Annotated in this window: 42 protein-coding genes and 1 pseudogene; all 43 read right to left on the bottom strand. The window is 33.0% G+C overall.

The features are described 5' to 3' along the window. Nucleotides 1-234: 234 nt before the first annotated feature. Entirely contained in the window at nucleotides 235-897 is a 663-nt protein-coding gene (gene cwlD / locus AXY43_RS15495) for an N-acetylmuramoyl-L-alanine amidase CwlD (RefSeq protein WP_017209690.1), read from the bottom strand. A gap of 516 nt (nucleotides 898-1,413) precedes the next feature. Further along, nucleotides 1,414-1,806 (bottom strand): 30S ribosomal protein S9, encoded by a 393-nt coding sequence (rpsI, locus tag AXY43_RS15490; RefSeq protein ID WP_008426638.1) that lies wholly within the window; start codon nucleotides 1,804-1,806, stop codon nucleotides 1,414-1,416. Between the two features lie 26 nt (nucleotides 1,807-1,832). Continuing rightward, the gene (rplM, locus tag AXY43_RS15485) at nucleotides 1,833-2,267 is read right to left on the bottom strand and encodes a 50S ribosomal protein L13 (protein ID WP_011967539.1); all 435 of its coding nucleotides are present in this window, start codon (nucleotides 2,265-2,267) and stop codon (nucleotides 1,833-1,835) included. Between the two features lie 160 nt (nucleotides 2,268-2,427). Then, complete coding sequence (gene truA / locus AXY43_RS15480) at nucleotides 2,428-3,162, bottom strand: tRNA pseudouridine(38-40) synthase TruA (protein ID WP_023974813.1); 735 nt, start codon at nucleotides 3,160-3,162, stop codon at nucleotides 2,428-2,430. Between the two features lie 16 nt (nucleotides 3,163-3,178). Then, nucleotides 3,179-3,985 carry an energy-coupling factor transporter transmembrane component T family protein gene (locus AXY43_RS15475; RefSeq protein WP_017209692.1) on the bottom strand — a complete coding sequence of 269 codons (807 nt, stop codon included), beginning with the start codon at nucleotides 3,983-3,985 and terminating at the stop codon, nucleotides 3,179-3,181. Nucleotides 3,986-3,993: 8 nt separating this feature from the next. Further along, nucleotides 3,994-4,863: an energy-coupling factor transporter ATPase gene (locus AXY43_RS15470; protein ID WP_023974814.1), complete on the bottom strand. Its 870-nt coding sequence runs from the start codon at nucleotides 4,861-4,863 to the stop codon at nucleotides 3,994-3,996. After that, entirely contained in the window at nucleotides 4,848-5,699 is an 852-nt protein-coding gene (locus tag AXY43_RS15465) for an energy-coupling factor transporter ATPase (RefSeq protein WP_023974815.1), read from the bottom strand. Before AXY43_RS15465 ends, AXY43_RS15470 begins: the two co-directional genes overlap by 16 nt. A gap of 233 nt (nucleotides 5,700-5,932) precedes the next feature. Continuing rightward, nucleotides 5,933-6,274 (bottom strand): 50S ribosomal protein L17, encoded by a 342-nt coding sequence (rplQ, locus tag AXY43_RS15460; protein ID WP_011967534.1) that lies wholly within the window; start codon nucleotides 6,272-6,274, stop codon nucleotides 5,933-5,935. Nucleotides 6,275-6,286: 12 nt separating this feature from the next. After that, nucleotides 6,287-7,234, bottom strand: a complete 948-nt coding sequence (locus AXY43_RS15455; RefSeq protein ID WP_011967533.1) for a DNA-directed RNA polymerase subunit alpha — start codon at nucleotides 7,232-7,234, stop codon at nucleotides 6,287-6,289. Between the two features lie 102 nt (nucleotides 7,235-7,336). Further along, nucleotides 7,337-7,957 carry a 30S ribosomal protein S4 gene (gene rpsD, locus AXY43_RS15450; protein ID WP_011967532.1) on the bottom strand — a complete coding sequence of 207 codons (621 nt, stop codon included), beginning with the start codon at nucleotides 7,955-7,957 and terminating at the stop codon, nucleotides 7,337-7,339. 30 nt (nucleotides 7,958-7,987) lie between these two features. Next, a complete protein-coding gene (rpsK, locus tag AXY43_RS15445) occupies nucleotides 7,988-8,383 on the bottom strand; it encodes a 30S ribosomal protein S11 (RefSeq protein ID WP_011967531.1) in 396 nt (131 codons plus the stop codon). Nucleotides 8,384-8,398: 15 nt separating this feature from the next. Next, nucleotides 8,399-8,767, bottom strand: coding sequence for a 30S ribosomal protein S13 (gene rpsM, locus AXY43_RS15440; protein ID WP_011967530.1), 369 nt, complete (start codon nucleotides 8,765-8,767; stop codon nucleotides 8,399-8,401). Nucleotides 8,768-8,990: 223 nt separating this feature from the next. Then, entirely contained in the window at nucleotides 8,991-9,104 is a 114-nt protein-coding gene (rpmJ, locus tag AXY43_RS15435) for a 50S ribosomal protein L36 (protein WP_003156543.1), read from the bottom strand. Nucleotides 9,105-9,158: 54 nt separating this feature from the next. After that, nucleotides 9,159-9,377, bottom strand: a complete 219-nt coding sequence (gene infA / locus AXY43_RS15430) for a translation initiation factor IF-1 (RefSeq protein ID WP_002582630.1) — start codon at nucleotides 9,375-9,377, stop codon at nucleotides 9,159-9,161. 7 nt (nucleotides 9,378-9,384) lie between these two features. After that, nucleotides 9,385-9,666 carry a KOW domain-containing RNA-binding protein gene (locus AXY43_RS15425; RefSeq protein ID WP_011967529.1) on the bottom strand — a complete coding sequence of 94 codons (282 nt, stop codon included), beginning with the start codon at nucleotides 9,664-9,666 and terminating at the stop codon, nucleotides 9,385-9,387. 87 nt (nucleotides 9,667-9,753) lie between these two features. Then, on the bottom strand, nucleotides 9,754-10,503 hold the full coding sequence (map, locus tag AXY43_RS15420) for a type I methionyl aminopeptidase (protein ID WP_023974816.1): 750 nt from the start codon (nucleotides 10,501-10,503) through the stop codon (nucleotides 9,754-9,756). Next, nucleotides 10,503-11,153, bottom strand: coding sequence for an adenylate kinase (locus AXY43_RS15415; RefSeq protein WP_011967527.1), 651 nt, complete (start codon nucleotides 11,151-11,153; stop codon nucleotides 10,503-10,505). Before AXY43_RS15415 ends, map begins: the two co-directional genes overlap by 1 nt. A 25-nt stretch (nucleotides 11,154-11,178) precedes the next feature. Beyond that, nucleotides 11,179-12,477, bottom strand: a complete 1,299-nt coding sequence (gene secY / locus AXY43_RS15410) for a preprotein translocase subunit SecY (RefSeq protein ID WP_023974818.1) — start codon at nucleotides 12,475-12,477, stop codon at nucleotides 11,179-11,181. Nucleotide 12,478: 1 nt separating this feature from the next. Further along, on the bottom strand, nucleotides 12,479-12,919 hold the full coding sequence (gene rplO, locus AXY43_RS15405) for a 50S ribosomal protein L15 (RefSeq protein WP_011967525.1): 441 nt from the start codon (nucleotides 12,917-12,919) through the stop codon (nucleotides 12,479-12,481). Nucleotides 12,920-12,940: 21 nt separating this feature from the next. Next, nucleotides 12,941-13,120, bottom strand: a complete 180-nt coding sequence (rpmD, locus tag AXY43_RS15400) for a 50S ribosomal protein L30 (protein WP_011967524.1) — start codon at nucleotides 13,118-13,120, stop codon at nucleotides 12,941-12,943. Nucleotides 13,121-13,132: 12 nt separating this feature from the next. Further along, nucleotides 13,133-13,630, bottom strand: a complete 498-nt coding sequence (gene rpsE, locus AXY43_RS15395; protein WP_011967523.1) for a 30S ribosomal protein S5 — start codon at nucleotides 13,628-13,630, stop codon at nucleotides 13,133-13,135. Nucleotides 13,631-13,650: 20 nt separating this feature from the next. Beyond that, nucleotides 13,651-14,010 (bottom strand): 50S ribosomal protein L18, encoded by a 360-nt coding sequence (gene rplR / locus AXY43_RS15390; RefSeq protein ID WP_011967522.1) that lies wholly within the window; start codon nucleotides 14,008-14,010, stop codon nucleotides 13,651-13,653. Nucleotides 14,011-14,028: 18 nt separating this feature from the next. Next, nucleotides 14,029-14,571, bottom strand: a complete 543-nt coding sequence (gene rplF / locus AXY43_RS15385) for a 50S ribosomal protein L6 (RefSeq protein WP_011967521.1) — start codon at nucleotides 14,569-14,571, stop codon at nucleotides 14,029-14,031. A gap of 68 nt (nucleotides 14,572-14,639) precedes the next feature. Continuing rightward, nucleotides 14,640-15,038, bottom strand: a complete 399-nt coding sequence (rpsH, locus tag AXY43_RS15380; RefSeq protein WP_008426597.1) for a 30S ribosomal protein S8 — start codon at nucleotides 15,036-15,038, stop codon at nucleotides 14,640-14,642. 32 nt (nucleotides 15,039-15,070) lie between these two features. After that, nucleotides 15,071-15,256 (bottom strand): type Z 30S ribosomal protein S14, encoded by a 186-nt coding sequence (locus AXY43_RS15375; RefSeq protein ID WP_009167825.1) that lies wholly within the window; start codon nucleotides 15,254-15,256, stop codon nucleotides 15,071-15,073. Nucleotides 15,257-15,272: 16 nt separating this feature from the next. Continuing rightward, nucleotides 15,273-15,812 carry a 50S ribosomal protein L5 gene (gene rplE, locus AXY43_RS15370; RefSeq protein WP_023974819.1) on the bottom strand — a complete coding sequence of 180 codons (540 nt, stop codon included), beginning with the start codon at nucleotides 15,810-15,812 and terminating at the stop codon, nucleotides 15,273-15,275. Between the two features lie 22 nt (nucleotides 15,813-15,834). Continuing rightward, nucleotides 15,835-16,149: a 50S ribosomal protein L24 gene (gene rplX / locus AXY43_RS15365; protein WP_011967519.1), complete on the bottom strand. Its 315-nt coding sequence runs from the start codon at nucleotides 16,147-16,149 to the stop codon at nucleotides 15,835-15,837. A 15-nt stretch (nucleotides 16,150-16,164) separates the two neighbouring features. Then, entirely contained in the window at nucleotides 16,165-16,533 is a 369-nt protein-coding gene (rplN, locus tag AXY43_RS15360; protein ID WP_011967518.1) for a 50S ribosomal protein L14, read from the bottom strand. Nucleotides 16,534-16,561: 28 nt separating this feature from the next. Then, nucleotides 16,562-16,816: a 30S ribosomal protein S17 gene (gene rpsQ, locus AXY43_RS15355; protein WP_011967517.1), complete on the bottom strand. Its 255-nt coding sequence runs from the start codon at nucleotides 16,814-16,816 to the stop codon at nucleotides 16,562-16,564. A 23-nt stretch (nucleotides 16,817-16,839) separates the two neighbouring features. Continuing rightward, nucleotides 16,840-17,052, bottom strand: coding sequence for a 50S ribosomal protein L29 (gene rpmC, locus AXY43_RS15350; protein WP_009167820.1), 213 nt, complete (start codon nucleotides 17,050-17,052; stop codon nucleotides 16,840-16,842). Beyond that, complete coding sequence (rplP, locus tag AXY43_RS15345) at nucleotides 17,052-17,486, bottom strand: 50S ribosomal protein L16 (protein ID WP_008426579.1); 435 nt, start codon at nucleotides 17,484-17,486, stop codon at nucleotides 17,052-17,054. Before rplP ends, rpmC begins: the two co-directional genes overlap by 1 nt. Nucleotides 17,487-17,503: 17 nt before the next feature. Beyond that, nucleotides 17,504-18,168 (bottom strand): annotated as a pseudogene (gene rpsC / locus AXY43_RS15340) (30S ribosomal protein S3). A gap of 24 nt (nucleotides 18,169-18,192) precedes the next feature. Beyond that, nucleotides 18,193-18,528: a 50S ribosomal protein L22 gene (gene rplV / locus AXY43_RS15335; protein WP_009167817.1), complete on the bottom strand. Its 336-nt coding sequence runs from the start codon at nucleotides 18,526-18,528 to the stop codon at nucleotides 18,193-18,195. Nucleotides 18,529-18,548: 20 nt separating this feature from the next. Beyond that, nucleotides 18,549-18,821 carry a 30S ribosomal protein S19 gene (gene rpsS, locus AXY43_RS15330; RefSeq protein ID WP_023974821.1) on the bottom strand — a complete coding sequence of 91 codons (273 nt, stop codon included), beginning with the start codon at nucleotides 18,819-18,821 and terminating at the stop codon, nucleotides 18,549-18,551. Between the two features lie 65 nt (nucleotides 18,822-18,886). Next, nucleotides 18,887-19,720 (bottom strand): 50S ribosomal protein L2, encoded by an 834-nt coding sequence (gene rplB / locus AXY43_RS15325; protein ID WP_017209698.1) that lies wholly within the window; start codon nucleotides 19,718-19,720, stop codon nucleotides 18,887-18,889. A gap of 64 nt (nucleotides 19,721-19,784) precedes the next feature. Beyond that, entirely contained in the window at nucleotides 19,785-20,081 is a 297-nt protein-coding gene (rplW, locus tag AXY43_RS15320; protein ID WP_011967513.1) for a 50S ribosomal protein L23, read from the bottom strand. Continuing rightward, a complete protein-coding gene (gene rplD, locus AXY43_RS15315; RefSeq protein ID WP_011967512.1) occupies nucleotides 20,081-20,701 on the bottom strand; it encodes a 50S ribosomal protein L4 in 621 nt (206 codons plus the stop codon). The genes rplW and rplD overlap by 1 nt, the downstream gene beginning before the upstream one ends. 26 nt (nucleotides 20,702-20,727) lie before the next feature. Continuing rightward, on the bottom strand, nucleotides 20,728-21,357 hold the full coding sequence (gene rplC / locus AXY43_RS15310) for a 50S ribosomal protein L3 (protein WP_011967511.1): 630 nt from the start codon (nucleotides 21,355-21,357) through the stop codon (nucleotides 20,728-20,730). A 73-nt stretch (nucleotides 21,358-21,430) separates the two neighbouring features. Further along, on the bottom strand, nucleotides 21,431-21,739 hold the full coding sequence (rpsJ, locus tag AXY43_RS15305; protein ID WP_002582605.1) for a 30S ribosomal protein S10: 309 nt from the start codon (nucleotides 21,737-21,739) through the stop codon (nucleotides 21,431-21,433). Nucleotides 21,740-22,195: 456 nt separating this feature from the next. Further along, nucleotides 22,196-23,389 carry an elongation factor Tu gene (gene tuf / locus AXY43_RS15300; RefSeq protein ID WP_031276475.1) on the bottom strand — a complete coding sequence of 398 codons (1,194 nt, stop codon included), beginning with the start codon at nucleotides 23,387-23,389 and terminating at the stop codon, nucleotides 22,196-22,198. Nucleotides 23,390-23,576: 187 nt separating this feature from the next. After that, on the bottom strand, nucleotides 23,577-25,643 hold the full coding sequence (fusA, locus tag AXY43_RS15295; protein WP_023976906.1) for an elongation factor G: 2,067 nt from the start codon (nucleotides 25,641-25,643) through the stop codon (nucleotides 23,577-23,579). Between the two features lie 83 nt (nucleotides 25,644-25,726). Beyond that, nucleotides 25,727-26,197 (bottom strand): 30S ribosomal protein S7, encoded by a 471-nt coding sequence (rpsG, locus tag AXY43_RS15290; RefSeq protein ID WP_017210137.1) that lies wholly within the window; start codon nucleotides 26,195-26,197, stop codon nucleotides 25,727-25,729. Nucleotides 26,198-26,348: 151 nt separating this feature from the next. Then, complete coding sequence (rpsL, locus tag AXY43_RS15285; RefSeq protein ID WP_011967508.1) at nucleotides 26,349-26,726, bottom strand: 30S ribosomal protein S12; 378 nt, start codon at nucleotides 26,724-26,726, stop codon at nucleotides 26,349-26,351. Between the last annotated feature and the right edge of the window lie 143 nt (nucleotides 26,727-26,869).

Below are 26,869 nucleotides of genomic sequence, written 5' to 3'. Positions count from 1 at the left end.
AAAAATGCAAGAATTCAATTGCAACATATATAATTATTTTATATATTTGAGAGGTTAATTTATGAACCCTAAAAATTTAGATAAATTCCTTACTATACTAATTTACTTTTTAATTGTTCTTTTAACCTGTTTGTTATTGTATAATCTTTTTTTATTAGTAGACAAATTATACCACTCTTATGACTATCCAAAAAACAGCATAAAAGTTGGTCCCATTTTTATGAAATTAAATAACTAGCTATCTTTACTTTCAAAATATTTATTGATACCAGCTGTTATTCCTTTTGCTATTTTGTCCTGATGTTCATCACTTTTTAGTTTTTGCTCTTCCTCATAATTAGATAAAAAGCCACATTCTACGAGAACACATGCACCCTCATATCCATCTCTAAGTATTCTATATTGTTCCTTTGCTGCCTTGGGAACTCTCTTATTATTATCATTTATTGTTTCTTTGAGTGATGCTTGAATATTTTCTGCTAAAGACTTGCTGATCTCATTCGATGAATACCAAACTTGAGACCCAAAGCAACTGGACTGTGGAAACATATTCTGATGTATAGATATAAATGTATCACATTTAACATCTTTCTTCATTTGACATCTGGCATTGAGATCTTTAACTTTCTTCGCATCCAATTGAGAATCTCCTTCTCTTGTCATATACACAGCATATCCAGCATCCTCCAGCTCCTGTTTTAACTTTAAGGATATAGATAAATTTATATCCTTCTCTATAGTTCCACTCTTTGATTTTGCCCCGCCATCAATTCCTCCATGACCAGGATCTATCAATATTATCCTTTTATCTTTATTTTCTTCGGAATTTGTTCTTACTGGAATTCCAGACATTAAGCAAAATATGCAGAACAATGCTATCCATTTTTTCATTCTCATAAAACTATTCCTCCAAATCATTTAGACTTACATAGTGTATTGTTTGCTATACAATCTTAATTATTCAAATTCATTTATATTAATAAACTTTTATTTTTTATTAAGCATATTTTATAGAACACCCAATAGATGTATCACCACAATTTTTAATATAATATCTAAAATATTTAATCAATTGAAATCCATCTGTAATTACCATATATAGAAATGTTAATAATTTTATAAAGAATGAATTATACCATTTAGAACTTATATATACATGAATATATATTGTATATAATAGAGCTATATTTAGACTTGTAATAGCTAAAGAATTCATTTAAGGCAAAATATATAGGCTTAGCTTGAGCATATATATAATAGAAGAGTTTATAACTATATTAGGAAGTGGCACCAGAACCGCATTACTAGAAATGTAATAACTATTATTTATATTTGTTCTTTAAAATCACATATTTTTATATAAAATAAAAATCCCACAAACACCGCGTTTGTGGGATTTTTGATCTCCAAATATTATCTCTTTGAGAATTGTGGAGCTCTTCTTGCTGCTTTAAGACCGTATTTCTTTCTTTCTTTCATTCTTGGGTCTCTTGTTAAGAATCCAGCCTTCTTTAATTCTGGCTTTAAAGCTTCATCAGATTTAACTAATGCTCTAGCTATACCATGTCTAATAGCTCCTGCTTGACCTGTAAATCCACCACCGTGAACATTTACTAAAACGTCAAATCTATCCTTAGTTCCAGTTAAAACTAATGGTTGGTTTACGATAACTCTTAATGTTTCTAAACCAAAAAAGTTTTCTATTTCTCTTTTATTTACAAGAACCTTACCACTTCCTGGTACAAGTCTTACTCTTGCAACTGATTTCTTTCTTCTTCCAGTTCCCATGTATTGAACTTTTGCCATTTCTTTTTCCTCCTCCCGAGATCGTATTAGTATCTTAATTCTAGTACTTCTGGTTTTTGAGCCGCATGATTATGTTCTGCACCTCTATATACATTTAATTTCTTTAACATTTGTCTTCCTAAAACACCGTTTGGAAGCATTCTTCTTACTGCTTCTTCAAAAGCAAATTCAGGCTTTTTATCTAATACTACTCTATAAGGAGTTTCTTTTAATCCGCCTGGGTAAAGACTATGCTTTCTCATTAATTTTTGATCTAATTTCTTACCAGTTAAAACTACCTTTTCTGCATTAATTACAATAACAAAATCTCCGCAGTCAACATTAGGTGTAAATGTTGGTTTATTTTTACCTCTTAAAATTGAAGCAACTTGGCTAGCAACTCTACCTAGTGGCTTACCAGCAGCATCAACTACATACCATTTTCTTTCAATTTCACTTGCTTTAGCAATGTATGATTTCATCTGTTTCCCTCCCTGAACTTACATTAATTCTTTACTTATTATTTTAAGTAAGATTTTTTATGTCAAGACCCGGGGCTAGTGGATCTTATATACATAAATGTTTTAACAAACAAACCTATTATAATACACGCACACGGGCGTGTCAACACATTTTTATCATTTAATAGAAAACTTTTTCTAATATTAATCCGTTTGGCGGTACGCACATTCCTGCTTTTTTTCTATTTCCTTCTTCTATTATATCTTTTATATTTTCCGCTTCCAGCTTTCCATTTCCAATCTTTATTAATGTGCCTACTATTATTCTCACCATATTATACAAAAATCCATCAGCCGTAATAAATATTTTTATTTCATTTCCATTTTGCTCTATATAGAGATCCTGAATAGTTCTTGTTGTAGTTTTTATTGAGCTTCCTGGAGACATAAACGCCCTAAAGTCATGTCTCCCTATAAAATATTCACATGCTCTTCTCATCTCATTTATATCCAATTTATACTTATAATGATACAGATATTGATGACCTAAAGATAACCTTTCATATCTATTTACGATTGTATAAGAGTATGTCTTTCCCTTTGATGAATATCTTGCATGAAAATCTTCACTTACCTCTTCTGATTTAATTATAGATACATCTTCTGGCAATCTTGTATTAATAGCTTCTCTGAACTTATCTCCAGGTATTGAAGAATTAGTCAAAAAATTTGCAACCATTTCCCTTGCGTGAACACCAGCATCAGTCCTGGAACTTCCATTAATCATAATTTCCTCTCCAGTAGCCTTAAATATTGCTGTCTCTATTACTTTTTGAACAGTTCTTCCTTTAGGTTGCCTTTGCCATCCGCAAAAGTTACTTCCATCAAACTCAATAATTAATTTTATATTTCTCATTTAAGTTATCTTACTCCTATAGCATAATGAATCTTACAGCTATGCACCATAAAACTAAAATACAAAATACAATAAAAGCAACCAGGTCCCTATACGAAAATTCAAGTATTTTCATTCTAGTTCGCCCAGCACCACCTCTATAGCCTCTTGCTTCCATTGCCATTGCTAATTCATCTGCTCTTCTAAATGAACTGATAAATAGAGGCACTAATAATGGTACTAAACTCTTAGCCTTTTTTATTATTCCGCCTGACTCAAAATCAGCTCCTCTAGCCTTCTGAGCTTTCATTATTTTATCCGTTTCATCTATTAAAGTAGGTATAAATCGTAAGGCTATTGTCATCATCATAGCAAGTTCATGAGCCATTTCTTTTCCAATTGGCCTTAATAATTTTTCGATTCCATCAGTTAACTCAATTGGAGATGTTGTTAATGTTAACAGTGATGTTCCTACTATTAATAGAATTAATCTTATTGCCATAAATGCTGCAATACTTAACCCCTCTGGATATGCCTTTAAAAATCCAATACTAAAAACTTCTGTCCCTTCAGCTCCCCTAACCATAAATATATTTAGAGCAGCTGTTAAGACTATCAATAGAAAAATTGGCTTCAATCCATTAAAAATAAATCTAAATGGCACCTTTGCGATCAATATTATAGCTAGTAAAAAAACAACGACAAAAGTATAACCTATAAATTTATTTATGATAAATAAACATGCAATAAAAAGTATTGATATAAGTATTTTTGTTCTAGGATCTAACTTATGAACAAATGACTCTCCAGGTAAATATTGTCCTATTGTAATATTCTTCAACATAATTTTGTCTATTCCCCTTTCACTTTATTTATCCTCAAAGTAGACAAAAGTTGCTTTTTTGCTTCCTCTATCGTAAATATATTATCTGGAATGTCAAATCCTTTTTTTCTTAGTTCTCTTATTAGATATGTTACCTGAGGAACGCCAAGTCCTATCTTCTCTAGCACATCAACTTCTTTAAATACTTCTGCTGGAGTTCCTTGTAGTGCTACTTTTCCGCCATTCATCACAATAATTCTTTCTGCAATCTTTGCAACATCCTCCATACTATGACTAACTATAATTATAGTCATATTATAATCCTCATGTAGCTTTCTTATCTGATCTAATATATCATCTCTACCCTTTGGATCTAACCCTGCCGTAGGCTCATCCAATATTAGTGTTGTAGGTTGCATTGCTATAACTCCTGCAATTGCAACTCTTCTCTTCTGACCGCCGCTTAAATCAAATGGCGATCTATCTTTATAAGTCTCATAGTCTAGACCAACCATTTCCATCGCCCTAATTACTCTATCATTAATTTCGCTATCGGAAAGTCCTAAATTTCTAGGCCCAAATTCAATATCCTTAGCTATAGTTTCCTCAAAGATTTGATATTCTGGATACTGAAATACCAAGCCAACTTTTTTTCTTATATCCGTAAGCTTTGCTTTTTTATCAGTAATATTTGTTCCATCAACAATTATTTCTCCACTAGTTGCTTCTAGTAAACCATTAAAATGTTGTATTAAAGTAGATTTACCAGAGCCAGTATGCCCAATTAGTGCTACAAATTCTCCGTCTTTTATTTCTAAAGACACATTGTCCAATGCAATCTTTTCAAATGGACTCTTAGGCATATATATGTGTGTTAAATTTTCTACTTTAATTGACATAATTCATTCACCATCTCATCCACATTTAATATTTTTTCATTTATATCTATTCCTGCCTTTTTTAGCTCATAAGCTAATTCAGTAACCTGTGGAACATCTAAACCTATTTTTTTCATTCGCTCTACCTGAGGAAAAATTTCTCTAGGAGTCCCCTCCATTTTTACACTTCCACCATCCATTACTACAATTCTATCAGCTTGAGCTGCCTCATCCATATAATGTGTTATTAATACTATAGTAATACCATGAACTTTATTTAATTCATTTATGGTTTTTAGAACTTCTCTTCTTCCTGATGGATCCAACATTGCTGTAGGTTCATCAAAAATTATGCATTCAGGTTGTATTGCAAGTATTCCTGCTATAGCAATTCTTTGCTTTTGCCCACCAGATAAAAGATGTGGTGCATGCCTTTTATATTTGCTCATTCCAACTTTCTCTAGACTCTCATCGACTCTTTTTCTTATCTCTAATGGTTCTATTCCTAAATTCTCAGGTCCAAAAGCTACATCTTCTTCTACTATGGTGGCAACTAATTGGTTATCAGGATTTTGAAACACCATTCCTGCTCTAGATCTAATCTCCCAAACATTCTCCATTTTACTAGTATCCAAGCCATCTACAATCACTGTTCCCTCTGATGGTACGACCAATGCATTCATATGCTTAGCTATCGTTGATTTACCTGATCCATTATGCCCTAAAACTACTAAAAACTCCCCCTTTTTCACCTCTAAATCTACATCTTTTATCGCATATTTTTCTTGCTTAACTCCTTCTGTATCCTTTACATATTTAAAAGATACTTTTGCACACTTTATCATCGCATCACTCATAGTGTACCTCCCCATGATGTTTTATAGTTTTAATATATTATACAAATGTTTTTCAAAGACAACATTGTTATCTTTGATATTAAATTATTATTTTCATTATATCTCAAAATCCAGCATATTCAACAAAAAAATATATATCTTGAGTAAGAAAACATCTCTATAATAAATTAAGTTCCAATTTTATTTTCTATGTCAAAATGGGGATTAAGTTTAAACTTAATCCCCCATTAGTATTATACTAATTCAAGTATTACTATCTCAGCTCCGTCCCCTCTTCTAGGACCTTTTTTAATTATTCTTGTATATCCGCCATTTCTTTCAGTATACTTTGGAGCTACATTATCAAATAAATTCTTAACAACTAATTCTTCTTGAACATAAGATAATACTTGTCTTCTAGCATGAAGATCTCCTCTTTTTCCAAGAGTAATCATTTTTTCTGCTATTGATCTAGTTTCTTTAGCTCTTGTTTCAGTTGTCTCGATTTTACCATGTTTTAATAGACTAGTAACAAGATTTCTTAGCATAGCTCTTCTTTGGTCTGTAGGAAGACCTAATTTACGATGACCTGCCATGGATTTACCTCCTTACTCCTCGGTTAGTTTTAGGGCTAAACCTAATTCTTTAAGCTTTCTTTCAACTTCTTCTAAAGATTTCTTTCCTAGATTCCTTACTTTCATCATATCATCCATAGATTTTGTAGCAAGTTCTTGGACTGTATTAATTCCGGCTCTCTTTAAACAGTTATATGATCTAACTGATAAATCAAGTTCTTCTACAGTCATTTCTAGGACTTTTTCTTTCTTATCGTCTTCTTTTTCTATCATTATTTCAACGTCATTAGTATTATCTGTTAATGACATGAATAATTTAAAGTGTTCAATAAGTATTTTTGCTGATAAACTAATAGCTTCATCTATTTTTATAGTACCATTAGTCCAAATTTCTAAAGTTAATTTATCATAATCAGTAATTTGACCAACTCTTGTATTATCAACAGTAAAATTAACTCTTTTTACTGGTGTATAAATAGAATCAACTGCTATAGCAGAAATTGGTAATTCATCACTCTTATTTTTATTCTGAGTAACATATCCTCTTCCTTTATTAACTGTCAATTCCATATAAAGTCTTCCATCGTTATCTAAAGTTGCAATATGTAAATTCTTATTAACAACTTCAACATCACCATCAGTCTTTATATCTGCTCCAGTAACTTCTCCTGGTCCTTTAGCATCAATATAAATAACTTTTGGACCTTCACCATTCATCCTTAGAGCTAATGATTTGATATTAAGAATTAATTCAGTAACATCTTCTTTAACTCCTTGAACAGTAGAAAACTCATGAAGCACACCGTCAATTTTGACAGAGGTTGTTGCAACTCCTGGAAGGGATGATAATAGTATTCTTCTTAGGGCATTTCCTAATGTAATACCGTATCCTCTTTCAAGTGGTTCAACAACGTACTTACCATAAGTACCATCTTCATTAGCTTCTATACATTCTATTATTGGCTTTTCGATTTCTAACATTGACAAACCCTCCTTATTTTAAAAATGGCAACCTTATTATGAGGGCAACTGATTCTATATTTGCATATATTGTGATAAATTTCTCTAACAAATATAAATATATTATTTACTGTATAACTCAACAATAAGTGTTTCGTTAACAGGCACATCTATATCTTCTCTTGATGGCTCTGCAACTACTTTTCCTTCATAGTTATCAACATTAGCTTCTAACCATTTTGGTAAAGTTTTTGGATTTTCAACAAAAGTTTTGAACTTTTCACTTGATCTGCTCTTTTCGCATACAGTAATTACATCATTAACTGAAACATGATATGAACAAATGTCAACCTTTTTACCATTTACTAAGAAATGTCCGTGAGTCACTAACTGTCTTGCCTCATTTCTTGATGAACCATAACCTAATCTATAAACTATGTTATCAAGTCTCATTTCTAGTAATTTAAGTAAGTTTTCACCTGTTATACCTTTAATATGCTCAGCTTTTTCATAATATGTTCTAAATTGGCCTTCTAATATGCCATAAATTCTTCTTGCTTTTTGCTTTTCTCTTAATTGAACACCATAGTTTGATACTTTCTTTTTGTTAGCTCCATGTTGTCCTGGTGCATAGCTTCTTCTAACGAAAGCACACTTATCTGTAAAACATCTATCACCTTTAAGGAAAAGTTTCATACCTTCTCTTCTACATAATCTACATGTAGCGCCAGTATATCTTGCCATTAAATTACACCTCCTATTACTACATTTATATTAGACTCTTCTTCTCTTTGGTGGTCTACAACCATTATGTGGTATTGGAGTAACATCTTTGATCAAAGTTACTTCTAGTCCTGCTGCTTGTAAGGATCTTATAGCTGCTTCTCTTCCTGAACCAGGTCCTTTAACATAAACCTCTATACTTTTTAAGCCGTGTTCCATTGCTACTTTAGCTGCAGTTTCTGCTGCCATTTGAGCTGCAAATGGTGTGCTCTTTCTTGATCCTCTGAAACCTAGTGCTCCTGCACTTGACCATGATAAAGCATTTCCTACTGCATCTGTTAAAGTAACTATTGAATTATTAAAAGTTGACTTAATGTGTGCAGCACCATGCTCAACATTTTTTCTTTCTTTTCTTCTTCTAGTTTTCTTTACTGTTTTAGCTGCCATTATCTTCCCTCCTTACTATTTCTTCTTATTTGCTATTGTCTTCTTAGGACCTTTTCTAGTTCTTGCATTAGTCTTAGTTTTTTGTCCTCTTACTGGAAGACCTCTTCTATGTCTAATTCCTCTATATGATCCTATTTCTACTAATCTCTTGATATTTAAAGCGACATCTCTTCTTAAGTCACCTTCAACCATTAAATTCTTGTTGATATAAGTTCTGATTTCATTAACTTCTTCTTCTGATAAATCCTTAACTCTTGTATCTGGATTAATTCCTGTTACAGCTAAGATTTTTTGTGAAGTTGATAATCCTATTCCATATATATATGTTAAACCTATTTCAACTCTTTTTTCTCTTGGTAGATCAATACCTGATATTCTTGCCATTAAAATTTACACCTCCTGATAATTGAAATGTATAAAAGTTGATTTTATAATTTATAATTTATAATTTATAATAAAATTTTAGGTCAATAGACGATTCTATTGCCAGCCGCCCTAAAATTTATTTTTGATTAATTAAACGACTATATAATCATATTTGACTTTTGCTGAAATGTCAATATTATTTACATTTATTTTAATGTAAATAATATTGTAAACTTGATCATTAGCCTTGCTTTTGCTTGTGCTTAGGATTTTCACAGATTACCATTACTTTTCCTTTTCTTCTGATTACTTTGCACTTTTCACAAATAGGCTTAACTGATGGTCTTACTTTCATAGCTAACCCTCCTCATATTACTTTTGTAGTAGATCAATGTAAGTTATATCTACTTTATTTTGCTCTCCATGTAATTCTACCTCTGGTTAAATCATAAGGAGAAAGTTCTACTGTAACTTTATCTCCTGGTAAAATTCTTATGAAGTTCATTCTTAATTTACCTGATATGTGTGCTAGAATCTTATGGCCACTTTCAAGTTCAACTTGAAACATAGCGTTTGGTAAAGATTCTAATACCGTACCTTGCATTTCTATAACATCATCTTTTGACATAAGGTAATCAACCCTCCTTAACAATGCCTCTAAGCTTTAGGAATCTCTTAATCTTTAAATTAGTACTCTTATCGCATGAGTTTATTAATGATAATAATTCATCATCTACATCTTCTAAAATACTTAAGTGTTTAATTTTTTTCTTCTTAGGCATCTCAATTAATTTTGTATCTCCATTAGCTAGTAATACATAATCATCATCTATCTGCCTAACAACAACATATAAGTGATCTTTATCTCTTCCTGCTTTTGAAAGTACTACTTTTCCAATCAAGTCATTGTTTTGCAAATTTTTCACCTCTATGATTACCTTAGTATAAATTAACACTACCACAACGGTATTATGCAAATTTATAACTAAGCAACACTCTTTATTCTACTTAATCAGTGTTAATATTTCAGGTCCATCTGATAAAATTGCAACTGTATTTTCATAATGTGCCGATAAAGAAGAATCCGCTGTTACAACTGTCCATCCATCTTTTAATGTCTTAACCTTATAAGTACCAGCGTTAACCATAGGTTCTATTGCTAACACCATACCCTCCAGTAATTTCGGACCTCTACCAGACTTTCCGAAATTAGGTACATTAGGATCCTCGTGAACTTTTCGCCCAATCCCATGACCTACAAAATCTCTTACAACTGAGAAACCTGCTGCTTCTACGTAGCTTTGTATCTCATGTGATATATCAGTTAATTTATTTCCTTGTTTTGCAAACTTTATACCTTGGAAAAAACTTTCTCTTGTTATATCAATTAATCTTTGAGCTTCTACTGAAACTTCCCCTACAGAGAAAGTTCTTGCAGCATCTCCATGGAATCCATCAAAAAACGCCCCACAGTCAATACTAACTATATCGCCTTCTTTAAGAACATATTCTCCTGGGAATCCATGTATTACTTGCTCATTTACTGAAATACATAGTGACGAAGGAAAACCATATAAGCCTTTAAATGAAGGTTTTGCTCCATGCTTAGTTATAAATTCTTCTGCTATTCTATCCAAATTTGCAGTTGTTACTCCGGGTTTTACCTCTTTTTCAAGCAATAGCAATGTTTCTCCTACTATTCTACCTGCTTTTCTCATTATGGCTATTTCATCATGATTCTTTACAGTAATCATTATTTGTTGTTCCCTAACAATTCACATATTCCTCTGAAAACTTCATTAATAGCTTTTGTGCCATCCACTTCTGAAAGCAAGCCTTTTTCACCGTAAAATTCAATTAGCGGTTGTGTTTCCTTTTGATATACATCAAGTCTTTCCTTTACAGTCTCAACTGTATCATCTTTTCTCTGTATAACTTCACTTCCACACAAATCACATTTTCCTTCATTTGTTGGAGGATTAAATTTAACATGATAACTTGCTCCGCATGATGGACATACTCTTCTACCAGTCATTCTTTCTAGAATAAATTCATTAGGTACCTTTATAAGCAATGCGGTATCTAATTGTTCATTCTTATCTACAAGAAAGTTGTTAAGAGCATCAGCTTGAGCCACAGTTCTAGGAAAACCATCTAATAAATATCCGACCTTACAATCGTCCTGTTGCAGTCTATCCTTAACCATATTAATTGTTACTTCATCAGGAACTAATTGTCCGTTATCAATATAACCCTTTGCTTCTATTCCTAAGGGAGTGTTTTCAGAAATATTCTTTCTGAAAATATCACCTGTAGAAATATGTGGTATTGAATATTTATTGCTAATTGATTTAGCCTGTGTTCCCTTTCCAGCTCCAGGAGGACCTAGTAATACTATCTTCACTGGCTTCATCTCCATTTATTCTAATCTATTTAAGAAATCCTTTATAGTGCCTAACTACCATTTGTGATTCTACTTTTCTAGTAAAATCTAACGCAACATTTATAACAATTAATAATCCAGTTCCTGAAAAAGCTATATTTTGAAATTGTGTATAGTTTTGTATTATAACTGGAGTTACAGCCAATACCGCTGCTAATATACCTCCAATAAAAGATAGTCTGTTTAAAACTCTTTCAAAATATGTTGTGGTTTCTTCACCTGGCCTTACTCCAGGCACAAATCCTGCCGATTTATGCAAATTCTCAGACATTTCATCTGGTTTAAATGTAATCTGAGTATAAAACCAATTAAAGAATATTGTCAGTACTGCATATAGTACCATATACATCCAACTCTTTTGATTAAAGACAGATGTAGGATTATTTAATACCCACTTTGCCCACTCTTTTTGACTTTCACCTACTCCACCAAATAATGTGGCAATAGTTTTTGGAAAATCCATTACGGACATAGAAAATATAATAGCAAGAACCGCTGATCCAATTATACTTAATGGTATATGTGTTGATTGTGATTTAACCATATTACTATTGCCTGATGCAAATTTACCAGCATACTGCACAGGTATCCTTCTTTCTGATAAAGAAAAATATAGTATAGTCGCAAGTAGAAATACGGTAAATACTCCAAATAGTACAATTTCCACAATACTTGCACTTCCTGCTTGCTGAAGTGTCATCATTGAAGCAATTGTTGCTGGAACTCTCGAAATTATATTAACGAATATTAGTATTGAAGTACCATTTCCAATGCCCTTAACTGTAAGTTGATCACCTAACCACATACAAAATGTTGTTCCAACCACTAGTGCAAAAACAACAATAGTCTTTTGGATTGCAGTTAATCCAACTGTAGCTCCACTACTTGAAATTGTTGCAAAAATTCCATAAGCTAAGATAAAAGCTATTCCAAGAGATACATAACGTGTTGCATTTTGTATCTTTTTTCTGCCAGTATCTCCTTCTTTTGATAGTTGCTCCAATTGTGGGATAGCAACAGTTAATAATTGAATTATTATTGATGCATTAATGTATGGCATAACTCCTAATGCTAATATACTGGATCTGCTAAAAGCTCCTCCAGAAAGCATATCATAAAATCCTAATAGTCCACCAGACTGAGATAGATTTTTTAAAAAATCAGAGTTAATTCCAGGAAGAGGAATATGACTTCCCATCCTGAAAACTGCAACTAATAATACTGTCCATAAAATCTTTTTTCTAAGTTCAGGAACTTTGAATGCATTGCTTAAAGTTTGAAGCACTTTACATCACCTCAACTTTTCCCCCAGCTGCTTCAATCTTTTCTATAGCAGACTTAGAGAACTTACATCCTTTAACCGTTAAGCTTTTTTCTAATGTTCCGTTTCCAAGAATCTTTACTCCATCCAAAACTTTACTTACAACTCTTCTTTCAAGTAGTAATTCTGGAGTAACTTCAGTACCATTTTCAAAGATATTTAATCTGTCAAGATTTATGCTAACAATCTTCTTTGCAAAAATGTTTGTAAAACCTCTCTTAGGAAGTCTTCTATATAAAGGCATTTGACCGCCTTCAAAACCAGGTCTTACGCCACCACCTGATCTTGCATTTTGACCCTTTTCACCTTTACCAGCATTTCTTCCTAATCCAGAACCAGTACCTCTACCAATTCTTTTAGGTGCTTTCTTGCTACCTGCTGCTGGTTTTAATTCGTGAAGTTTCATATTCAGTGCACCTCCTTGTTTTTATACTTCTTCTACTTTTAATAGATATTCAATCTTTTTTATCATACCTTGAACTTGAGGTGTTGCCTCAGGTTCTACTGTTTTTCTTATCTTTGTTAGTCCAAGAGCATTTGCAGTAGCGATATGGTCTTTTTTTCTACCTATTAAGCTCTTAACTAATGTAATTCTTAATTTAGCCATTGCAATATCTCCTTAACCTAATATTTCTTCAACAGATTTGCCTCTTAATTTAGCTATATCTTCTACTGTTCTTAAGCTAGCTAATCCGTTTATTGTTGCATTTACCATGTTATTAGGATTATTTGAACCTAATGATTTAGCTCTAACATCCTTTAATCCTGCTAATTCAAGTACTGCTCTTGCTGGACCTCCAGCAATAACTCCTGTACCTTCTTTAGCTGGCATAATTAGAACATTTGCAGTTCCGAACTTACCATTAACTTGGTGAGGAATTGTTGTTCCTACCATTGCAACGCTTACTAAGTTCTTCTTAGCATCTTCTATTCCTTTTTTTATTGCTTCTGGGATTTCGATTGACTTACCCATTCCAACGCCAACGTGTCCGTTCTCGTCTCCGACAACAACTAGAGCGCTGAATCTGAAGTTTCTACCACCCTTAACAACCTTAGTAACTCTGTTTATGAAAACAACCTTTTCTTTAAGGTCTAGTGTACTAGGATCGATTCTCATTTATTTCCCTCCTTGTTTAATTAGAATTTCAAGCCAGCTTCTCTAGCTGCTTGTGCTAATTCTTGAATTCTTCCGTGATATATGTATCCGCCTCTATCAAATACCACTACGTCAATTCCTTTTTCTATAGCTTTTTTAGCTACTAATTCACCTACAAGTTTAGCACCTTCTTTGTTTCCGCCTTTTGCAGCAAAATCTTTTTCTAAACTTGAAGCAGCTACTAATGTAACACCATTTATATCATCAATAACTTGTGCATATATATTCTTTTCACTCTTAAATACTGAAAGTCTTGGTCTTTCCGCAGTTCCAAAAACTTTTTTACGAACTCTAAGGTGACGTTTTTCTCTGCTCGCCTTTTTGTCTACCTTTTTGAACATAAAACTCACTCCTTTCTATTATTTCTTACCAGTCTTACCTTCTTTACGTCTGATCACTTCATTTTCATACTTAATACCTTTACCCTTATATGGTTCTGGTACTCTCCATTTTCTTATATCCGCTGCAGCAAATCCAACTTTTTCTTTGTCGATTCCACTAACTATTACTCTAGTTGCAGCTGGAGTTTCAAATGTGATTCCGTCAATAGGTTCAATTTCAACTGGATGTGAATATCCAAGGTTCATTACAAGCTTTTTACCTTGTAATTGAGCTCTATAACCAACACCAACTAAATCTAAAGTTTTTTGGTAACCTTGTTTTACTCCAATTACCATATTATTAATTAATGCTCTTGTTAAACCGTGAAGAGCTCTGTGATCTTTTTGTTCACTATGTCTAGTAACAATTACTTCATTGTTTTCAACAGCTATGCTAATATCTTTATGCATAGTTTTAACTAATTCACCTTTTGGTCCCTTAACTGTAACTAAATTGTCTGGTGTTACAGTAACAGTTACATCAGCAGGAATAGCTATTGGTAATCTACCTACTCTTGACATAATTGCACCTCCTGTATTATTTTAAAATTGCATTTTACAATTTTATCTAGTTTAATTTATCTGAGATATTACCAAACGTAGCAGATTACTTCTCCACCTAATCCGTTCTTTCTAGCTTCTCTATCTACCATTATTCCATTTGAAGTTGAAACAACAGCGATACCTAATCCATTAAGAACTTTTGGTACCTCGTCTTTCTTACAATAAACTCTTAATCCTGGTTTAGAAATTCTCTTAATACCAGTTATAACTCTTTCTTTATTAGCTCCATACTTAAGAGATAATCTTAACATTGGAACAACTCCATCGTTATATTCATTTATTTCTTTTATATAACCCTCTTGTAATAATATATTTGCAATTTCCTTCTTTACGTTTGAAGAAGGTACTTCTACCACTTCATGTCTTACAGCATTAGCATTTCTTACACGAGTTAATAAATCTGCTATAGGATCTGTCATAACCATTTAATGTGCCTCCTTTCGTTACATCGTATATCTTACCAACTTGCTTTTCTACAACCTGGAATTTCGCCCTTATAAGCAAGTTCTCTAAAACAAATACGGCATACTCCATATTTTTTTAATACAGCATGTGGTCTTCCACATATTCTACATCTTGTATAAGCTCTTGTCTTGTATTTAGGAGTTTTGCTCCACTTTTCAATAATAGCCTTACGTGCCAATGTGTTTCCCTCCTTATTATTGAGCGAATGGCATTCCAAGGAATCTTAATAATTCCCTAGCTTCTTCGTCAGTGTTAGCTGAAGTAACGAAGATTATATCCATTCCTCTAACTTTATCTATCTTATCATATTCTATTTCTGGGAATATTAATTGTTCTTTAATTCCTAATGAATAATTTCCTCTACCATCAAAAGCTTTGCTAGAAACCCCTCTGAAATCTCTAACTCTTGGTAGTGCGATGCTCATTAGTTTATCAGCAAACTCAAACATGTTAGCTTTTCTTAGAGTAACTTTGCATCCTAATGGCATGTTTTCTCTAATTTTAAAGTTAGCTACAGACTTTTTAGCTCTTGTTAATACAGGCTTTTGACCTGCTATTAAAGTCAAATCATTAACTGCTGATTCTAGCACTTTTTGATTTTCCTTAGCTTCTCCAACTCCCATATTGATTACTATCTTCTCTAGCTTTGGTACTTCCATTATGTTTTTATATCCGAACTTTTCAATCATAGCTGGAACTACTTCTTTTTGATATTTTTCTTGAAGTCTTGTCATATTAGTTACCTCCTTTCAAAATCTAGAATGTTTCTCCGCATTTTTTACATACTCTAACCTTAGTACCATCATCTAAAACTTTGTTACTAATTCTAGTCGCATTCTTACATTTGTTACAATATAACATAACTTTTGAGCTGTTGATCGCTGCTTCTTTTTCAATTATAGCGCTTTCAACTTGACCCTTATTAGCTTTTTGATGTTTTTTAACTATATTAACTCCTTGAACAAGAACTTTTCCTGTCTTTGGATACGCTTTTAACACTTCACCAGTTTTGCCTTTATCTTTTCCAGATATAACAATAACTGTATCATTCTTTCTTACATGTATCTTCAAGTTGGCCACCTCCTCTTATAGAACTTCTGGTGCTAATGATAAAATTTTAGTGAATTCTTTATCTCTTAGCTCCCTAGCAACAGGTCCAAAGATACGAGTTCCTCTTGGTTGCTTATCATCTTTGATTATAACTGCTGCGTTTTCATCAAATTTAATATATGAACCATCAGCTCTTCTTACACCTTTTACTGATCTAACTACAACTGCCTTTACAACATCACCTTTTTTAACAACTCCACCTGGTGTTGCACTTTTAACGCTAGCAACTATAACATCGCCGATATTACCAAACTTTCTTTTAGATCCACCTAATACTCTGATACACATAATTTCTTTTGCACCTGAATTATCTGCAACCTTTAATAAGGTTTGTTGTTGTATCATTAAATTACCCTCCTTTCAGTTTTAAAGCTTATTTAGCCTTTTCAACTATTTCAACAAGTCTCCATCTCTTATCTTTAGATAAAGGTCTAGTTTCCATTATTGATACTCTATCATTAATTTTAGCTTCATTATTCTCATCATGTACTTTAAACTTTGTAGTTCTATTAACTGTCTTACCGTATAATGGGTGTCTAACCTTAGTTTCAACGGCAACTACAATAGTTTTTTCCATTTTATCAGAAACAACCCTACCAATTCTTTTCTTTCTTAATGATCTTTCCATTAGGGCTTACCTCCTTCCAACTTTTATTGTTCCAATGCTTTTAATTCTTCTTCTCTTAAGATGGTTTTTATTTGGGCTATAGATTTCTTAACTTCTCTTATTCTCATTGGATTTTCTAATTGTCCTGTAGCTAATTGAAATCTTAAATTAAATAACTCCGCTTTAAGATCGCCCAATTTAACTGTTAAATCTTGAGGATTGCTTGATTTCAATTCTTTTAATTCTCTAGCCTTCATTATTCTTCACCACCCATTTCCTCAAAATCTCTTTTTGAAACAAATTTTGTTTTTACAGGAAGTTTATGTGAAGCAAGTCTCATTGCTTCTCTTGCAGTTTCTTCTGGTACTCCTGATAATTCAAATAGTACTCTACCTGGTTTAACTACTGCAACCCAGTATTCTGGTGATCCTTTACCTGAACCCATTCTTGTTTCAGCTGGCTTTTCTGTAACTGGTTTATCTGGGAAAATCTTTATCCAAAGTTTTCCACCTCTTTTAATGTATCTATTGATAGCAATTCTGGCAGATTCAATTTGGTTACTTGTTATCCATCCACAAGTTAGCGCTTGGATTCCGTAATCACCATAAGCTAAGAAATTACCTCTTGTAGCTTTACCTTTCATTCTACCACGTTGCACCTTACGATGTTTTACCCTTTTAGGCATTAACATGATCTATTCCTCCTTTCCTATGCGTTAGCCTCTTCCTTTTCTACTTTCTTAGTTGGAAGAACTTCTCCATTATAAACCCAAACCTTAACTCCGATTTTTCCATATGTTGTATCTGCTTCAGCAAATCCATAATCGATATCAGCTCTTAATGTTTGTAGTGGAATTGTTCCTTCATGATAATGTTCAGTTCTTGCTATTTCTGCTCCACCTAATCTACCAGAACAAGCAGTTTTTACACCTTTTATTCCGTGTTTCATAGCTCTTTGCATTGTTTGCTTCATAGCTCTTCTGAATGAAATTCTTTTTTCTAATTGTGCAGCAATATTTTCAGCATTAATTGTGCATCAGCTTCTGCACTTTTAACTTCAACTATGTTTATTAAAACATTCTTATTTTCAACGAATTGAGTTAATTTATTTTTTAAAGCCTCAATTCCAGATCCACCTTTACCTATTATAACACCAGGCTTTGCTGTATATATGTTTAATTTTACTCTTTTCGCAGCTCTTTCAATTTCAATTTTAGAAATACCTGCAGAAAAAAGTTCCTTTTTCACAAATTTTCTGATCTTGTTATCTTCTATAAGATTATCAGCAAAGTTTTTCTTGTTAGCATACCATTTTGCGTCCCATCCCTTGATAACACCTACTCTAAGGCCATGAGGATTTACTTTTTGACCCACTTGCTTTTCCCTCCTTTTATCTTATTAAGCTCTTTCTTTAACAACTACTGTTATATTGCTTGTTTTCTTTAATATTTTAAATGCTCTACCTTGAGCATGAGGTTGGAATCTCTTTAATGTTGATCCTTGACCAACGAAACACTCTGAAACATATAAGTTATCAGCATTCAATTCCAAATTGTTTTCTGCATTAGCAACAGCTGATTTTAAAACTTTATTTATAACTACCGCTGCTTCTCTTGGAGTATATTGTAAAATAGCAAAAGCTTCGTTAACTTGTTTTCCTCTTATTAAATCAAGAATTACTCCTACCTTTGTTGGAGACATTCTAATATATTTTGCTATAGCTCTAGCTTCCATTTATGATCCTCCTTTCCAGGCTATCTTTTTGATGTTTTATCGTCATGACCTTTATAAGTTCTAGTTAATACAAACTCACCTAATTTATGGCCAACCATATCTTCTGATATATATACTGGTACATGCTTTCTTCCATCATGAACAGCAATTGTATGACCTATGAATTGTGGAAAAATTGTTGAACTTCTTGACCAAGTCTTAACAACCTTTTTTTCTCCATTACCATTCATTTCTTCTATTTTCTTAAAAAGTCCCTCATGAACAAAAGGTGCTTTCTTTGTTGATCTACTCACTAATATGCCTCCCTTCATAAACACTAAGGTCTAAGTTGTGAAGAGAACTTACTATTCTCCTCAAACTACTTAGCTCTTCTATCTTTGATAATAAATTTATCTGAATATTTCTTAGTCTTTCTAGTTTTGTATCCAAGTGCTGGTTTACCCCATGGAGTAACTGGACTTGGTCTACCAACTGGAGACTTACCTTCACCACCACCATGAGGGTGATCATTAGGGTTCATTACAGATCCTCTAACTGTTGGTCTCCATCCCATATGTCTCTTTCTACCAGCTTTACCGATATTAACAATATCGTTTGTCGCATTAGAAAGTGTTCCTATTGTAGCTCTACATTCGATTCTTACATATCTCATTTCACCTGATGGTAATCTAAGAGTTGCATAATCTCCTTCTTTAGCCATTAATTGAGCTGATCCACCTGCTGCTCTAACTAATTGACCACCTTTACCTCTTTGTAACTCTATATTGTGAATAACTGTACCTACTGGTATGTTCTTTAATGGAAGTGCATTACCAGGTTTGATATCAGCATTAACTCCAGACTCTATTACATCTCCAACTTTTAATCCTGCAGGCGCAAGAATATATCTCTTTTCTCCATCGCTATATATAACAAGAGCAATATATGCTGATCTGTTTGGATCATATTCTATAGTTGCAACCTTTGCTGGGATTTCATCTTTATTTCTTTTAAAGTCTATTATTCTATATTTTCTCTTAACACCGCCGCCACGATGTCTAACAGTAATTTTACCTTGAGCATTTCTACCCGCTTTACTCTTTAATGCAACAAGAAGTGACTTTTCTGGTTCTTGTGAAGTTATTTCTTCAAAAGTTGGCATAGTCATTTGTCTTCTTGCTGGTGTAATAGGGTTAAACTTTTTAACTGCCATTTAAAATTCCCTCCTTCTTCAAGCTTCTCTGGTGTTGATCACCAATAATGGCTTTATTCTACTATTATTGCATTCCCTCGAAGAATTCAATTCCATTACTTTCTTCAGTTAATGTAACTATAGCTTTCTTGTAATCTGATCTCTTACCTACATGTACGCCCATTCTCTTAGTTTTACCTAAGCCGTTTATAGTGTTAACAGATTCAACTTTAACATTGAAAACTTCTTCCACAGCTCTCTTTATTTGAGATTTATTAGCATCAACATGAACTATGAAAGTGTACCTTTTTTCGGCCATAGACGCCATACTTTTTTCAGTTATGATTGGCTTTCTTATTATATCATGGCTTGTTAATTTCATTATGCGTACACCTCCTCAATTTTTGATACAGCATCTTTAGTTATGATTAATTTTTCATATTTTAATAAATCATATACATTGATGTTGTTTGCAGGAATAACACTTATTCCTTGAATGTTTCTTGCTGACTTATAAACAACTTCATTTGATTCAGCTGTTATAATTAATGCTTTATTAGCTTCTAAAGCCTTTAGCATTTCTATCATACTCTTAGTTTTTGGTGCTTCAAAATTTAACGAATCAAGAACTATCATTTGATTATCTTGAACCTTGCTAGTTAAAGCAGATTTCATAGCAACCTTTCTCATACTCTTTGGAACTGAAACTCTGTAGTCTCTTGGCTTTGGTGCGAATACAATTCCACCTTTGATCCATTGTGGTGATCTGATAGAACCTTGTCTTGCTCTTCCAGTACCCTTTTGTCTCCAAGGCTTGATTCCGCCTCCTCTAACTTCAGATCTAGTTTTAGTTGATTGAGTTCCTTGTCTTTTGTTAGCTAATAATGCAACTACTACTTGGTGCAATGCATATTCATTAATTTCTGCTGCAAATACATTTTCATTTAATTCCATATCTGCAACTTTATTTCCTTCTTTATTAAATACTCCTACTGTAGGCATTTTATTTCCTCCTTTCTTCAAAGAAATTAAGCTCTAACTGTATCTTTAATTACTACTGTACCTTTATTAGGTCCTGGGATTCCACCCTTAATTAGTATTAAATTCTTTTCAGCTATTACTTTAACAACTTCTAAATTAAGTACTGTTGTATTTACAGATCCCATATGTCCTGGCATTCTCTTGTTTTTGAATGTTCTAGATGGATCTGATGAAGCTCCCATTGAACCTGGCGCTCTATGGAACTTAGAACCATGAGTCATAGGTCCTCTTTGTTGATTCCATCTTTTAATTGATCCTTGGAAACCCTTTCCCTTAGATACTGCAGATACATCAACTTTATCTCCTGCTCCAAATACATCAGCTTTTATTTCATTTCCAACTTCGTATTGACTTATATCGTCAAGTCTAAATTCTTTAAGAGTTCTTCTTAAAGTAGCTCCAGCCTTAGCAAAGTGACCTTTTCTTGGCTTATTAGCTAATTTTTCTCTTATTTCATCGAAACCAACTTGTATTGCTTCATAACCATCATTTTCTAATGTTTTCTTTTGAACAACAACACATGGGCCAGCTTCTACTACAGTTACAGGAATCACTTTTCCTTTTTCATCAAAAATTTGTGTCATTCCAACTTTTCTTCCAATTATAGCTTTTTTCATGTATTTACACCTCCCAAACTAATTAGCGGACTGTTAACAATCATAACTAGCCGTTTTTATATTATTTCCAGTACTAAAGCTTGATTTCTATATCAACACCCGCTGGAAGATTTAATCTCATTAATGCATCAACAGTTTTAGGTGATGGATTAACAATATCGATTAATCTCTTATGAGTTCTTATCTCAAATTGTTCTCTTGAATCTTTGTACTTGTGAACCGCTCTTAATATTGTAACAACATCTTTTTCAGTTGGTAGTGGCACTGGTCCTACAACCTTAGCTCCTGATGTTTTTGCAGTTTCAACAATTTTTTCAGCTGATTGATCTAAAATTGTATGATCAAAAGCCTTTAATCTAATTCTTATTTTTTGCTTTGACATTTCATTTCCCTCCTTTTATGTACGTTTTACTTCTAACGCACAACAGCGGCTATTCTGTAAACTGTTCCAGGTGTTTCGTGATATCCAAACCTAATACAGAATCCCTGTCGTCGGATTCTAGATCCAAACTTACTCATCAAGAATTACCCGGAAGTCCGGCAACCTCTTGAATCCTCGCTGTATGCTATGCAACTTCTTAATTATACTATTGTTATATTGTCTTTTCAAGCTTTTTTTTACATTTTCCTATTTTTTTTTAATTCCTTATATTGGGTGATTTTTTAATTATCTTTACTAAAAATTTTATATCAGTTTGTTATGATTTATTTTGCGATAATAAATAAATATTTGTGATAACAATCCGATTTTATTATGAAATACTAACTAAATTATATAATTCATAAAATAAAAGCAAGGAAATTATACCTTGCTTTTACCGTCAAATATAAATGTATCTTATTCTACTATTTTAGTAACAACTCCAGAACCCACAGTTCTTCCGCCTTCTCTGATAGCAAATCTTAATCCTTCATCCATTGCGATTGGAGTGATTAATTCAACATTCATATCAATGTGATCTCCAGGCATTACCATTTCCATTCCGTCTGGTAATTTGATTGATCCTGTAACGTCTGTTGTTCTGAAGTAGAATTGTGGTCTGTATCCATCGAAGAATGGAGTATGTCTTCCACCTTCTTCTTTCTTAAGTACGTATACTTGACCTACAAATTTAGTATGAGGATGTACTGAATTTGGTTTTGATAAAACTTGACCTCTTTCAATATCAGTTCTTTGAACTCCTCTTAATAATGCTCCGATGTTATCTCCTGCTTGCGCTTCATCCAATAACTTTCTAAACATTTCGATTCCAGTTACTACAACTTTCTTCTTTTCTTCACTTAATCCAACGATTTCTACTTCATCTCCTACATGAAGTACTCCAGCTTCAACTCTTCCTGTTGCAACTGTTCCTCTTCCTGTAATTGTGAATACATCTTCGATTGGCATTAAGAACGGCTTATCTGTTGCTCTTTCTGGAGTTGGGATATAGCTATCTACTGCTTCCATTAAATCCATGATTGGCTTAATCGCTTCTTCATCTGTTGGATTTTCTAATGCTTTTAATGCTGATCCTGTTATTACTGGAATATCGTCTCCTGGGAAGTCATATTCACTTAATAATTCTCTTACTTCCATTTCTACTAATTCTAATAATTCTGGATCGTCTACCATATCTGCTTTATTTAAGAATACTACGATATATTGGATACCAACTCTTGATCCTAGTAGTATATGTTCTCTTGTTTGTGGCATTGGACCATCTGCTGCTGATACAACTAAGATAGCTCCATCCATTTGTGCTGCTCCTGTGATCATGTTCTTAACATAGTCAGCATGCCCTGGACAGTCAACGTGCGCATAGTGTCTGTTTTCTGTTTGGTACTCAACGTGTGCTGTATTGATTGTGATTCCTCTTTCTTTTTCTTCTGGAGCCTTATCAATATCTGCATAGTTAAATGCTTCTGCAAATCCTTTATTTGCTAATACTGTTGTGATTGCTGCTGTTAATGTTGTCTTACCATGGTCTACGTGACCTATTGTTCCAATATTAACGTGTGGCTTACTTCTTTCATACTTTGCTTTTGCCATTATAATTTTCCTCCCTTGATAGACATAATTTAAAGAATCTTTTCGTAAATATTATAACTTATAGATATTTTAATATCTATATTTATTATTCAAGTTTTTTACCATATTATATAAAAATTATTAAAACACATTATATGCTCCGTAAAATAATTTAATATACAATATGATAAAAACTTTATATTACTCTTTATTTAGCTCTGCTACCTGCAATTTGTTCTTGAATATTCTTTGGAACTTCATCATAGTGATCAAATACCATTGAGTAAACTCCTCTACCTTGAGTTCTAGATCTTAAAGTAGTAGCATATCCAAACATTTCTGATAATGGAACAAACGCTCTAATAACTTGCGCTCCATTAAGAGCTTCCATACCTTCCATTATACCTCTTCTTGAATTGATATCTCCGATAACATCTCCCATGTATTCTTCTGGAACTGTTACTTCAACTTTCATCATTGGTTCAAGAAGTACAGGGCTTGCTTTAGCCATTGCATTCTTAAATGCCATAGAACCTGCTATTTTAAATGCCATTTCAGATGAGTCAACTTCATGGTATGAACCGTGTACTAATTTAACTTTGAAGTTAATAACATTATAGCCTGCAATTATACCATTTTTAGATGCTTCTTGAATACCTGCATCAATAGCTGGTATGTATTCCTTAGGAATAGCTCCTCCAACAACAGCATTTTCAAATACATATTCGCCTTCAGTTGGTTCCATTTCAATTACAGCATGACCGTATTGTCCTTTACCACCTGATTGTTTAGCATATTTAGCTTCTGCTTTAACAGCTGATCTAATTGTTTCCTTATAAGCAACCTGAGGTGCTCCAACATTACATTCAACTTTAAATTCCCTTTGAAGTCTATCAACAATTATTTCTAAGTGAAGCTCTCCCATACCCGCAATAATTGTTTGACCTGTTTCTGTATCAGTCCAAGTCTTAAATGTAGGATCTTCTTCTGCTAATTTAGCTAATGCCATACCCATCTTTTCTTGAGCATCTTTTGTCTTTGGTTCAATAGCTACTCTTATAACTGGTTCTGGGAACTCCATAGCTTCAAGAATTATTGGACTATTTTCTGCACATAAAGTATCACCTGTTGTAGTGTTTTTTAATCCAATTACTGCACCAATTTCCCCTGCTTCTAATGATTCAACTTCTGATCTTGAATTTGAATGCATCTTAACAAGTCTACCGATTCTTTCTTTCTTACCTTTTGTTGAGTTAAGAACATATGAACCACTCTGCATTACGCCAGAATATATTCTTGTAAATGCCAATTTACCAACAAATGGATCAGTAGCTATTTTAAATGCTAAAGCTGATAATGGTTCAGAGTCTGAAGAATTTCTATGATCTTCTTCTCCATCTAATGTTGTTCCTTTTATTGCTGGAACATCTAATGGTGATGGTAAGTAATCTACAACTCCATCAATCATTTCTTGAACACCTTTGTTTTTGTATGAAGAACCACAAATACAAGGATATATTTCGTTAGCAATTGTAGCTTTTCTTAAAGCAGCTTTTAATTCTTCAATTGTAAGTTCTTCACCTTCTAAATACTTTTCCATTAATTCTTCATCTGTTTCAGCAATAGCTTCTATCATTGCTGCTCTGTATTCTTCAGCTTGATCAGCATATTCAGCTGGTATAGCTTCTTCTCTCATATCTTTTCCAAGATCATCATAGAATATAAAAGCAACATTCTTTATAAGGTCAACCATTCCTTTGAAGCCTTGTTCGCTACCTACTGGAATCTGAATCGGAACTGCGTTTGCTTTTAATCTATCTTTAACTGTTTGAATACATCTAAAGAAATCAGCACCTGTTGCATCCATTTTATTTACATAAATCATTCTTGGCACACCATACTTATCCGCCTGTCTCCAAACAGTTTCAGTTTGTGGTTCAACACCGCTCTTTGCATCAAGAACTGTAACAGCTCCATCAAGTACTCTTAATGATCTTTCAACTTCAACTGTGAAGTCTACGTGACCAGGAGTATCTATAATATTAAGTTCATGTTCTTTCCAGAAACATGAAGTTGCTGCTGAAGTAATTGTTATACCTCTTTCTTGTTCTTGAACCATCCAGTCCATTGTAGCTTCACCATCATGAACTTCCCCTATTTTGTGACTCACTCCTGTATAGAACAATATACGTTCAGTAGTTGTTGTCTTACCAGCATCTATATGAGCCATTATACCGAAGTTACGGAATTTATCTAAAGGATATTTTCTAGCCATTTATTTGTCCTCCTCTCAATGAGTAAAATATAATTTAATTTGACAAAACTGCCTTAGCATAAGCCAAAACAGTTTTATAGATATTAGTATCTGTAATGAGCAAATGCCTTATTAGCTTCTGCCATTTTATGAGTATCTTCTCTCTTCTTAACAGCTGCTCCTGTATTATTAGATGCATCTAATAATTCACCAGCAACTCTTTCACTCATTAGCTTTTCGCCTCTTTTTCTAGCTGCTATTAACATCCATCTTATTCCTAATGTCTGTCTTCTTTCTGGTCTAACTTCGATTGGAACTTGATAAGTAGCACCACCTATTCTTCTAGCTTTAACTTCTAGTAATGGCATTACATTGTTCATAGCTTCTTCAAATACTTCTAAAGCTTCTTTTCCACTTCTTTTTGCTATTAATTCAAATGCTTCATAGCATATCTTTTGGGCTACACCCTTCTTACCATCTTCCATTATACTATTTATAAATTTAGTAACAACCTTTGAATTGTATACTGGATCTGGTAATACGTCTCTTTTTGCGATATGTCCTTTTCTTGGCACTTTTCTTCCCTCCTTAACATTTTAAATTTAAGTTCATCGGTACTCGGTATTTTTCATACCGTAAAGTGCTACATCTTTTACATCTATATAAACTCAAAATAAAATCTATAATTTCTGTTGAAGATAAGCACTATTCTTTGTTAAAATTCCTCTATTTCTTCTTAGGTCTCTTAGCACCGTACTTTGATCTTCCTTGTAATCTGTTAGCTACTCCAGCGCAGTCTAGCGCACCTCTTACGATATGGTATCTAACACCAGGAAGGTCTTTAACTCTTCCACCTCTTATAAGAACAACACTATGTTCTTGTAAGTTGTGACCTACTCCACCAATATATGCAGTTACTTCAAATCCATTTGTTAATCTAACTCTGGCAATTTTTCTTAACGCTGAGTTAGGTTTTTTAGGAGTTGTTGTTTTAACTACTGTACATACACCTCTTTTTTGAGGACACTCTTTAAGTGCTGGTGCAGTTGATTTAACTACTGCTGTTTTTCTGCCTTTTCTTACTAATTGGCTAATAGTTGGCATTTTTTCACCTCCTGAAATTTATTTATCTATTTTAAAATTAAGATAAACACTAATTTATCAAGTTATATGAATTAGTATATCATACAACTTATCAAATATACCTAAATTTTACACAATAAATCAATATCCTATGTATTAAGCTA

The sequence above is a fragment of the Clostridium sp. MF28 genome, from assembly GCF_002969175.1.
Classification (GTDB): Bacteria; Bacillota; Clostridia; order Clostridiales; family Clostridiaceae; genus Clostridium; species Clostridium beijerinckii.
The sequence above is the reverse complement of the archived record's forward strand: the minus strand, read 5'-3'. Positions and strand labels throughout refer to the sequence as shown.